The organism is Kineococcus sp. G2 (assembly GCF_037154035.1).
Lineage (GTDB): Bacteria > Actinomycetota > Actinomycetes > Actinomycetales > Kineococcaceae > Kineococcus.
The window spans coordinates 1-9184 of sequence record NZ_JBBBEM010000098.1; the positions used below are offsets into that span (position 1 = coordinate 1).

Annotated in this window: 8 protein-coding genes and 1 tRNA gene; 2 read left to right on the forward strand and 7 right to left on the reverse strand. The window is 77.0% G+C overall.

Going from position 1 to position 9184, the window contains the following annotated elements:
• Positions 1-54: 54 nt before the first annotated feature.
• The gene (locus tag V9U69_RS14415) at positions 55-1206 is read right to left on the reverse strand and encodes a glycerophosphodiester phosphodiesterase (protein ID WP_337062543.1); all 1152 of its coding nucleotides are present in this window, start codon (positions 1204-1206) and stop codon (positions 55-57) included.
• Between the two features lie 179 nt (positions 1207-1385).
• On the opposite strand from V9U69_RS14415, the gene V9U69_RS14420 reads away from it, so the two are divergent.
• Positions 1386-2966, forward strand: a complete 1581-nt coding sequence (locus tag V9U69_RS14420) for a methyl-accepting chemotaxis protein (protein WP_337062544.1) — start codon at positions 1386-1388, stop codon at positions 2964-2966.
• A gap of 34 nt (positions 2967-3000) precedes the next feature.
• Here the strand turns inward: V9U69_RS14420 and V9U69_RS14425 are convergent, their stop codons facing one another.
• The 4 genes from V9U69_RS14425 to V9U69_RS14440 form a co-directional block, all read right to left on the reverse strand.
• On the reverse strand, positions 3001-3960 hold the full coding sequence (locus tag V9U69_RS14425) for a Gmad2 immunoglobulin-like domain-containing protein (RefSeq protein WP_337062545.1): 960 nt from the start codon (positions 3958-3960) through the stop codon (positions 3001-3003).
• Positions 3961-4021: 61 nt separating this feature from the next.
• Positions 4022-5152 carry a hypothetical protein gene (locus tag V9U69_RS14430; RefSeq protein WP_337062546.1) on the reverse strand — a complete coding sequence of 377 codons (1131 nt, stop codon included), beginning with the start codon at positions 5150-5152 and terminating at the stop codon, positions 4022-4024.
• 91 nt (positions 5153-5243) lie between these two features.
• Positions 5244-5316, reverse strand: a tRNA-Arg gene (locus V9U69_RS14435).
• A gap of 60 nt (positions 5317-5376) precedes the next feature.
• A complete protein-coding gene (locus V9U69_RS14440; protein ID WP_337062547.1) occupies positions 5377-6543 on the reverse strand; it encodes an acyltransferase family protein in 1167 nt (388 codons plus the stop codon).
• 371 nt (positions 6544-6914) lie between these two features.
• Between V9U69_RS14440 and V9U69_RS14445 the strand changes: the two genes are divergently transcribed.
• Positions 6915-7328, forward strand: coding sequence for a hypothetical protein (locus tag V9U69_RS14445; RefSeq protein WP_337062548.1), 414 nt, complete (start codon positions 6915-6917; stop codon positions 7326-7328).
• Positions 7329-7358: 30 nt separating this feature from the next.
• Here V9U69_RS14445 and V9U69_RS14450 read toward each other — a convergent pair whose 3' ends face one another.
• Positions 7359-8255, reverse strand: coding sequence for an NAD(P)H-hydrate dehydratase (locus tag V9U69_RS14450; protein ID WP_337062549.1), 897 nt, complete (start codon positions 8253-8255; stop codon positions 7359-7361).
• Positions 8252-9118: a histidine phosphatase family protein gene (locus V9U69_RS14455; RefSeq protein ID WP_442907779.1), complete on the reverse strand. Its 867-nt coding sequence runs from the start codon at positions 9116-9118 to the stop codon at positions 8252-8254. The genes V9U69_RS14450 and V9U69_RS14455 overlap by 4 nt, the downstream gene beginning before the upstream one ends.
• Positions 9119-9184: the final 66 nt, after the last annotated feature.

A 9184-nucleotide genomic window follows, 5' to 3' on the forward strand; every position in this document is an offset into this window, starting at 1 on the left:
CCTCAGCCGGCTCGCTCAGCCGGCTCGCTCAGCCGGCTCGCTCAGCCGGCTCGCTCAGCCGGCGTGGCCCTCCCCGTCGCGCTCGGCCAGGAAGCGGTCGCGCGCCACGACACCCAGGTCGGGGGAGTCGGTGAAGATGCCGTCGATGCCGGCCTCGAAGTACACCTGGGCCAGGTCCAGGACGCGGCCGAACTCCGCCGGGTCCTCGCTGCTGCGGTAGTCCACGGGCAGGAACTCGTTCTCCGGGCGCAGCGTGTAGGGCACGACCTCCAGGCCGGCGGCGTGCGCGTCGTCGACCAGGCGGGTCTCCTCGCCCAGCGTGCCGTCCTCCTCCAGCGCCACCACCTGGGTCAGCGACGGGCCGATGGCGTCCACGTACCGGGCGATGTCGCGCAGCGTGGACGGCAGCAGCAGGTCCGCGTACTGGCGCGGGTCACCGGCCGCCACCAGGTCCGCCGGGGCGCCGGAGGCCGAGGTGAGGAACACCGAGTCGGCGCGCAGGCCCAGCTCCGTGCGCAGCTCGATGAGGTTCGTCAGCTCGAACGACTGCACGGTCGCCCCCGAGCCGGGGCGGTTCAGGCCGTGCTCGGCCAGCGCCTCGACGACCTTCGCCTCCATCGGCAGCCCGATGGACTCGAAGTACGTGGAGTGCTTGATCTCCGGGATGACCCCGATCTCGCGGCCCAGCTCCTCCGAGAGGCGCTCGCGCTCGTCGAGGACCTCCTCGAACGTGGGCACCTCGTAGGCGCCGTCGAAGATCGTGCTCTCCTGGCGCAGCTCCGGCAGGCGCTCCTCGGCGCGCAGCGTCTTCAGCTCCGCCAGGGTGAAGTCCTCGGTGAACCAGCCGGTCAGCTCCACGCCGTCGATCGTCTTCGTCGCCTTCCGGTCGGCGAACTCGGGACGCTCCTCGACGTCGGTGGTGCCGGAGATCTCGTTCTCGTGGCGCACCACGAGGACGCCGTCCTTCGTGGAGACCAGGTCCGGCTCGATGACGTCGGCGCCCAGCTCGGCGGCCAGCTCGTAGGCGGCCAGGGTGTGCTCGGGGCGGTACGCCGAGGCGCCGCGGTGACCCACGATCAGCGGGGCGGCCTGCTCGTGGCCGTGCCCGGGGTGGGGGTGGCTCTCCGTCGCGGCGGAGGCGGCGGTCAGGGGGGTCAGGACGGTGGCGGCGGCCAGGGTGGCGGCGGCGACGGTGCGCGATCTCACCCGGCGGAGTCTGTCGATCGCCCTGTGCGCTCTCAACGAACCCGCGGCGAACAGCCGGTGACCAGAGGTCGACCGGACGGCGGTGCGGTGCGAGCGGGCGCTCAAGCCCGGCCCCGGCCGCGCCGATGGGGAGGGCGAACGGTCCGGTGGGGACCGTTCGCCGAGCGAGGGAGCTCCCCATGAAGAGCACGGGCCTGCGGTCCATCGCGTCGCGCCTGCTCGTCGTCGTCCTCGTCGCCGCCATCGGCATGGCCGGTGTGACGCTGCTGGCGAGCCTGCAGACGCGCGACCGCATCCTCGCCGAGCGCCGTGCCGCCACCCGCGCCGTCGTGCAGACCGCCCTCGGCGTCGTCGAGCGCTACGGCGCCGAGGCCGCCGCCGGCCGTCTCGACGAGGCCGACGCGCAGGCGCGGGCGCTGGCCACCCTGGAGGGCCTGCGCTACTCCGGCGAGGAGTACTTCTGGGTCAACGACCAGGCCCCGACCATGCTCATGCACCCGGTCAAGCCCGAGCTGAACGGCACCGACCTGTCCGCCAACGCCGACCCCGACGGCAAGCTGCTGTTCGTGGAGATGGTCGACGTCGTGCGCCGCGACGGCGCCGGGTTCGTCGACTACCAGTGGCCCAAGCCCGGCGAGGAGGACCCGCAGCCGAAGACGTCGTACGTCGCCGGCTACGAGCCGTGGGGCTGGGTCGTCGGCTCCGGCGTCTACGTCGACAGCGTCGCCGAGGCGGCGCTCGCCGACGCCCGCCGCCTCGCGCTCGGCGCCGGAGCGATCCTGCTGCTGTGCGCCGGGGTCTCCCTGGCCGTCGGCCGCAGCATCGTGCGCCCCGTGCGCCGCGCCACCGAGGTCCTCGCCCGCGGCGACCTGTCCGCGCGCCTGGACACCGGCCGCGGCCGCACCGAGCTGGAGCAGTTGGCGGTCGCCCTGAACGCCACCCTGGACCGCGCCGCCTGCGTCGTGCGCGACGTCACCGGCGCCGCCGGGGACCTGGACGCGGCCGCCACCCGGCTCGTCGCCTCCAGCGACCAGATCGCCGAGCACGCCGCCGGCACCAGCGCCCGCGCCGTAGAGGTCAGCGGCACCGCGCACGAGGTGACCACCCGCATCGCCGAGGTCGCCGACGGCGCCCGCCGCACCGGCGAGGCCACCGGGCAGATCAGCCGCAACGCGCAGGCCGTCGCGCGCATCGCGCAGGAGGCCGTCGGCGTCGCCTCGGAGACCAGCCGCGCCGTCGCCGAGCTGGGCCGCTCCTCCTCCGAGATCGGCAGCGTCGTGAAGGTCATCACCGCCATCGCGGAGCAGACGAACCTGCTGGCGCTGAACGCCACCATCGAGGCGGCGCGCGCCGGGGAGATGGGCAAGGGCTTCGCCGTCGTCGCCGGGGAGGTCAAGGAGCTGGCGCAGCAGACCGCCACCGCCACCGAGGACATCACCGGGCGCATCAGCGACGTCCAGCAGGCCGTGGCCGCCGCCGCCGCCCGCATCGCCGAGATCAGCGACATCGTCGCCCGCATCGACGGCTACCAGGGAACCATCGCCGCCGCCGTCGCCGAGCAGACCAGCACCACCGGCCAGGTCGTCGACCAGGTCGCCGCCGCCGGCGAGTCCGGGCGCGCCATCGGCACCACCCTGGACGGGGTGGTGCAGGCCGCCGAGCGGACCTCCCGCGACCTGGCGGCCGTGCGGGAGGCCGCCCGCGGCGTCGCCGAGACGTCCGCGCAGCTGCAGCGGGCCGTGGGGGTCTTCTCCGGCTGACGGGCCGGCGGTGCCCGCCGGTGCCGGGCCCGTGTCAGCCGGTGACGGTGACGTCCTTGGAGTCCACGGCGATCACGGACCCGTCGCGGGCGGAGGTCGAGAACGCGCGGACGGTGTGCTCGCCCGGCTCCAGCGGCACCTGCACCGACCAGGCCCCGCGGCCGGGGGCGCCCTCGGCCGCGGTGGTGAACCCGTCGGCCACGACGGCGCCGGAGGCGTCCAGGACCTCCCAGCCCACGGTCGCCTCGAACACCGACGCCTCCCCGCCCAGCGTCACCGGGGAGGTCACCTCGGCGCCCTGAGCCGGTTCCAGCACCCACACCGGCCCCAGCACCTCCGACGCCTGCGCCCGCGCCAGCGCCTCCCCGGCGTGCGCGCCCAGACCCCACAGGTCCGGCACGCGCGAGCCGTCGATCAGCAGCTGCACCCCGGCCACCGAGGGGTCGGCCGCCGTGACCGTGTGCACGACCTGCTGCAGCGCCGCCTGCGCCAGGTCCTCGCCCGCGCCCTCCGGCGCCGTCGCCGCCTCGGCGGACAGGTCCACCGTGACCAGGTCCTGCATCCGCTCCACGCTCAGCACCTCGGTGCCCTCCGGCCACGGCACGAAGTAGTCCGGGTCCCGCGGGGCCCGCAGCATCTCCCGCAGCGCGGTGGAGACGGGGTCGCCCGCCGAGGGCACGTCGTGGAACTCGCGGTAGAGCGCGACCTCCAGACCGCCCTCCATGCCGGTGCGGCCCGCGTAGTAGGCGGGCACGGTGATCGTCCCCGCGGGGGAGGACGCCGAGCCGGAGGCGGTGGGCGTGCCGGTGGGCGCGGTCGTGACCGAGGAGGTGGCGGCCGCCGGGTCGGTGGGGGCCTCGGCCGAGCCGCACGCGCTCAGCAGCAGGGCGGCCGCCAGGACCGTGCCCGCCGCTGCCGCCCTGCCGGGCCGGTGCGCGGCGCTCCCGCCACCGGACGTTCCCGCCGGGGTTCCGGACCGCGGTTCGAGGTTCACAGCACCCATCGCCCCAGCATCGCAGGCTGCCGGCCGGGCGGCAGGGCCGGCGCGCGGCGGCTCACGCCGGCGAGCGCTCCGTCGCGGGGGCCCTCCGCGCCTCCCGCTCCCCGGTGAGGACCAGGAGGACGGTCAGCGCGCCGAGCGCCAGCAGCCCCCCGGCGCCCGTCATCGGCAGGCCGTCGTAGTTCACGTACGCCCCCGCCGGTGCGGTGAGGGTCAGGCCGAGCACCCCGCCGACGACGATCACCGGCGCGAGCACCGGCAGCGCCACCGTCGAGACGACCCCGAGACCGGTCAGGACGAGCGCGGTGGTCAGGACCCGTCGCCGGGACGGGGCGCGCAGGCCCGGGCCGGCGGCCAGCAGGAACGGGGCCAGGGCCGCCACGAGCGCCGGGCCCACCGCCCAGGGCAGGTCCCGCGCCCCCGGCACGACCCCGCCCGGGTTCAGCAGCAGCACCGCCGCGAGCGCGGTGGGCGCGACCACGGGGGCCGCGCGGACGAGCGCGCCCGGGGTGCGGGCCGACGGGGTGCGACCCGCACCGGTGGCCGGGCGCAGCGCGGCGGCGCACGCGCCCGAGACCAGCAGCAGCGTCAGCGTCACCAGCGCGTTCGCGGTGGCCAGCTCCTGCGGGGTGAAGGCGGCGTAGCGCTCGCTGCCCAGGCCCTGCACCGATGCCGCGGCGGCGGTGCCCGCGGCCAGCGTGCCGGAGCCCGCCAGCCACCACCAGCGCACCCCGGCCGCCGTCGGGGCAGCGGGCCGCCCGGCGCGCCGGCCGCGCGCGAGGAGAGCACCCACCGCCGCACCCGCAGCGACTGCCGCGAGCACGAGCACCGCGGCCAGGGCGGGGGAGCGGCCGTCCACGGCCCGGCCGAGGGTCGCGTTGGCGACGACGAGCGCGGCACCGGCCCCCAGCCACGACGCGACCGGTGCCGGCCGGGTGCCGCGCCACCCCGCCCGGTGCGCCGGCAGCAGCGGCAGGGCGCACCACATCGCCGCCATCGCGGCCAGGCGCACGTCGTGGGCGACCAGCGCGAGCTCGTCCTCGCCCGGCATCTCCGGGGTGTGACCGGGCCCCAGGGCGCGCGCTTCCGCGGCGTGCACCGCCGACATCGCGGTGGCCGTCAGCGCCCACGAGAGGGCTCCGCCCACCAGGGCCGTCCCGCCGATCGCCGTGCCCAGCCAGCGCATGCCGCCACGCTAGGGGGCCGCGCCGAGCGCGGGCCAGGTCCGCGGCGGGGTGTTCGCGGGCCGTTCGCCCGCCCGTCCACGGCCCGGTGGGTGCCCCCGGCAGGATTCGAACCTGCGACACACGGTTTAGGAAACCGATGCTCTATCCCCTGAGCTACGGGGGCCCACCCGCGGGCGCTCGCCGCGGGCCCTGGGAGTCTAGCCGGACCCGCCGCGCCGCCGGCCTACGCGGTCCGCCGTCGCAGCCGCGGCAGCGGTGCCTCCACCCACGCGGCGTCCTTCAGCCGCAGGGCGGGGCTCTCCACCAGCAGCCACGACGCCCCCGCCGCGGTGCAGGCCAGCAGCAGGCTGAGCGCCACGAAACCGGCGGTGCCCAGCGCGGCGGCTCCCGCCAGGGCCAGCAGCAGCTGGATCGGCCAGTGGTAGACGTACAGGCCGTAGGACAGGTCCCAGCGCGGGTTCTGCCGCAGCGGCAGGCGCACCGCCGCCCACAGGAACAGGTAGGCGAACGCCGGGCCGGCCAGGGCGCGGTGGTCCGGCAGCAGGTACAGGCCCGCGACGACCACCGGCACGCACGCGGCGGCCAGCAGGTCGCTGACCGGGATCCGGTCGGCGAAGACGTGCCCGGCCGCCCCCAGCAGGAAGACGAACACGAACCGCAGCATCAGGTCCGTGCCCAGGTCCACCCCGGCGACCGAGGCGATCGTCGCCCCCCACAGCAGGGCGCAGGCCAGCAGCAGCCAGCGGCGCCGGCGCAGCACGCCCACCACCCCCAGCGCGGCCACGGCGACGTAGCAGCAGGCCTCGAAGAACAGCGTCCACAGCGAGCCGTCCAGGATCGCCTGCCCGCCCGCGACGGGGTCGGTCACGGCGCTGACGCCGAACTGCCGCATGAGTAGCGCGGCGTTGGCGATCACGTACGACACCGCGGTCTCCGGCCCCCGCAGCACCGCACCGGCCGGCTCGCCCGACAGGACGGCCGCCAGCGGAGCCACGACGGCGCCGGTGAGCAGCAGGCACACCCAGAAGCCGGGCATGATCCGCAGGAAGCGGTGCCAGGCGTAGCGGCGCACGGACCCCAGCCGCAGGAAGCTGCGCGCGACGAGGAAGCCGCTGATGACGAAGAAGCCGTCGACGGCCAGGCCGCCCAGGTCGGTCGAGCCGACCTGCGGCTGGTGGCCGAAGCCGTTCTGCATCCCGTGCACGACGGCCACGGTCGCGGCCAGCGCCAGCCGCAGGACGTTCAGCGCGTTGCTGCGCGGGTCGAACAGCGCCGCCAGCGTCGGGTACCGCCCGGCCGCCCGTCTCGCGCGGGGGAGCGCGACGAGCCGCGGATCGCCACGCCCGCCGGTGGCCGTGGTCCCGCCGTCGATGGTCCCGCCCTGCTTCATCCGCCCCCCAGGTCCTGATCCCCGCCCGGCCCCGCTCGGCCGGCGCCACCGCCCGGCCCCCGTCCCGCCCGCGGGTCCTGCCGGGGACGAGCGCGCCACCCGGGCCGGTCGTCCTCCGGACCCTACCCTCACGTAACAGGAGAGTTGAAGGACCCGGGCGCCGACCGGTGACCGGCACGCACCTACGACACCGTGTCGTTGGTTCCTGTTGCGCCCCAGGCGAACACCGGCCCCCCGTGTCCGGACGGGGCCGTCCGGGTGCCTACACTCAAGCCGCAAGACACGCCGACCGATGCCGTCTCCTGGGTGTCGGGCCGAGTCGAGGGGGACTCCGACACCCGGCCGACGTCGTCTCCCGAGGAGTACTCCGGATGTCCGTTCAGACCGTCAGCACCGACGCGCGCACCAGCGTCCCCGCACCCCGCCGCGCCCCCCGCGAGAGCGCCGCCGTCGCAGCCATCGACGCGGCACTGGCCGAGACGGGCTGCATCCTCGTGGCCACCTCCGCCACCGAGGCCGGCTGCAGCATCGCCTTCTACGACGCCCGCTCCCTCAGCCGCGCCGTCGACGTCATCGCCTCCGCCGCCAGCCGCTCCGGCGACGACGCGCTCGCCGCCCGCGCCCGCCAGCACGGCACCGGTGCCTGGAAGGTCACCGCCGAGCCGCAGGCCTGGTCCGGCCCCGACGGCGACCCGCGCACCGCCGGGCAGCGCTCCTCCACCACGTGGAACCTGCAGGTGCCGCAGGCCGACCTCGTGCCCGCCGCCACCGCCCTGCTGTCCTGACGCGCGGGGCCCCGGCCCCGCGCGCCCCACTCACACCTCGATCTCGGCGAGCACCCGCGGCACCTCCGCGGGCAGCTCCCGGGCGAGGAACCCCAACCGGCCCACCGAGCTGGCCAGGCGGTCACCGGCCCGCCCGTGCAGGTGGCACGCCCACACCGCCGCCTGCACCGGGTCCGCGCCCCGCGCGCACAGGCCCGTGACGATCCCGGCCAGCACGTCACCCGAACCCGACACCCCCAGGCCGGCGCCACCGGACACGTCCAGCCACAACCGCCCGTCCGGCGCCGCGATCCACGACTCGCCCCCGCCGGCGGCGACCACGCACCGGCTGCGGCGGGCCAGCTCGCGCGCCGCGGCCGCCGCGTCCCGCTGCACCTCCTCCTCGTCCACGCCCAGCACGATCGCCAGCTCGGGCAGGTTGGGCGTGAGCACCGCCCCGCCCCGCAGGTGGTGCAGGAACGAGGCGTCCCGCGTCACCGGCGCCAGGCCCATCGCGTCCAGCACCACCGCGCGCTCCAGCGGCGGCACCAGCGCCTCCAGCAGCCGCACCACCGACTCCTCGCCCACCGTGCCCACCCCCAGGCACACCGCGTGGGCGCCCTGCACCAGGTCCGCCAGGTCCGAACCCTGCGCACCGCACGAGGGGTCGATGCCGCCCCCGTCGTCGGCGGGCAGCCCCAGCACCAGCGCCTCCGGCAGCGCCACCCCCAGCGCGGCCGCCGTCGAGGCCGTCGTCGCCACCTGCAGCTTGCCCGCCCCGCAGCGCAGCGCCGCCTCCGCCGCCAGCAGCACCGCGCCCGGCGTGCGCTCGCTGCCGCCCACCACGCAGGTGCGCCCGCGCGACTCCTTGCCCACGCCCGGCGGCGGCAGCGGCCACTCCCGCAGCACCGCCGACGTGACGGTCACCGCCGCGTCCCGCGCGCTCACCGCGCCACCCGCGCCGTCCCGGCCCGCGCGCCGTCCCCCGGGTCGTGGGCGGCGTCGTCGGCCCCGTCCTCGCCGGGAGCGTCGCGGGAGTCACCGCCGGGACCGCCCGCGACCCGCACGTCCGCCACCGCCCGCGCGTCCCCGGCCAGCCGCAGCCGCATCGCCGCGCCGTCGCGCTCGTACGACGTCACCGAGCAGTTCGCCAGCGGATCGCGGTCGTCCAGGTCCAGCACGGCCCGCTCGTCCAGGCCCTCCAGCACCAGCCGGAAGTTCATGACGACCGCCTGGTGGGAGACCAGCAGCACGTGCCGGCCGGCGTGCTCCTCGCGCAGCGACGCCAGCACGCTGCGCACCCGCAGCGCCACGTCGCACCAGCTCTCCCCGCCCGGCGGGCGGTAGTAGAACTTCCCCAGCCGCGCCCGCCGCTCCGACTCCTCCGGGAAGCGCGCGCGCACCCCCGCACCCGTCAGCCCGTCCCACCAGCCCAGGTCGCGCTCGCGCAACCGCTCGTCGGTGCGCACGTCCGGCACCTCCAGCCCCGCCGCGCGCGCGGCGCGCACCACCTCCTGCGCCGTCCGCAGCGCCCGCTCGTACGGGGAGCTCAGCACCACCTGCGGCGCCGGCGGAGCGCCCGCCCCACCCGCCAGCCACGCCCCCACGGCCGCCGCCTGCCGCCTGCCGAGGTCCGACAGCGGCACGTCCGCGTCCCGCTCGCCGACGTCCACCACCTCGGCCCGCGCGGCGCGCGCCCGCGCGTCGGCCACGTTGCCGGTGCTCTGCCCGTGCCGCACCAGCGTCAGGGAGGCCGGCCAGCGCAGGGCGGGCGACCCGGGGGAGTCCAGGGGAGCGGGGGAGTCGGCCACCCGCCTACGTCTACCCCAGCGGCCCGGCCCGTGCTCGGTGAGTCGTGCCCCACCCCACCGGGAGGT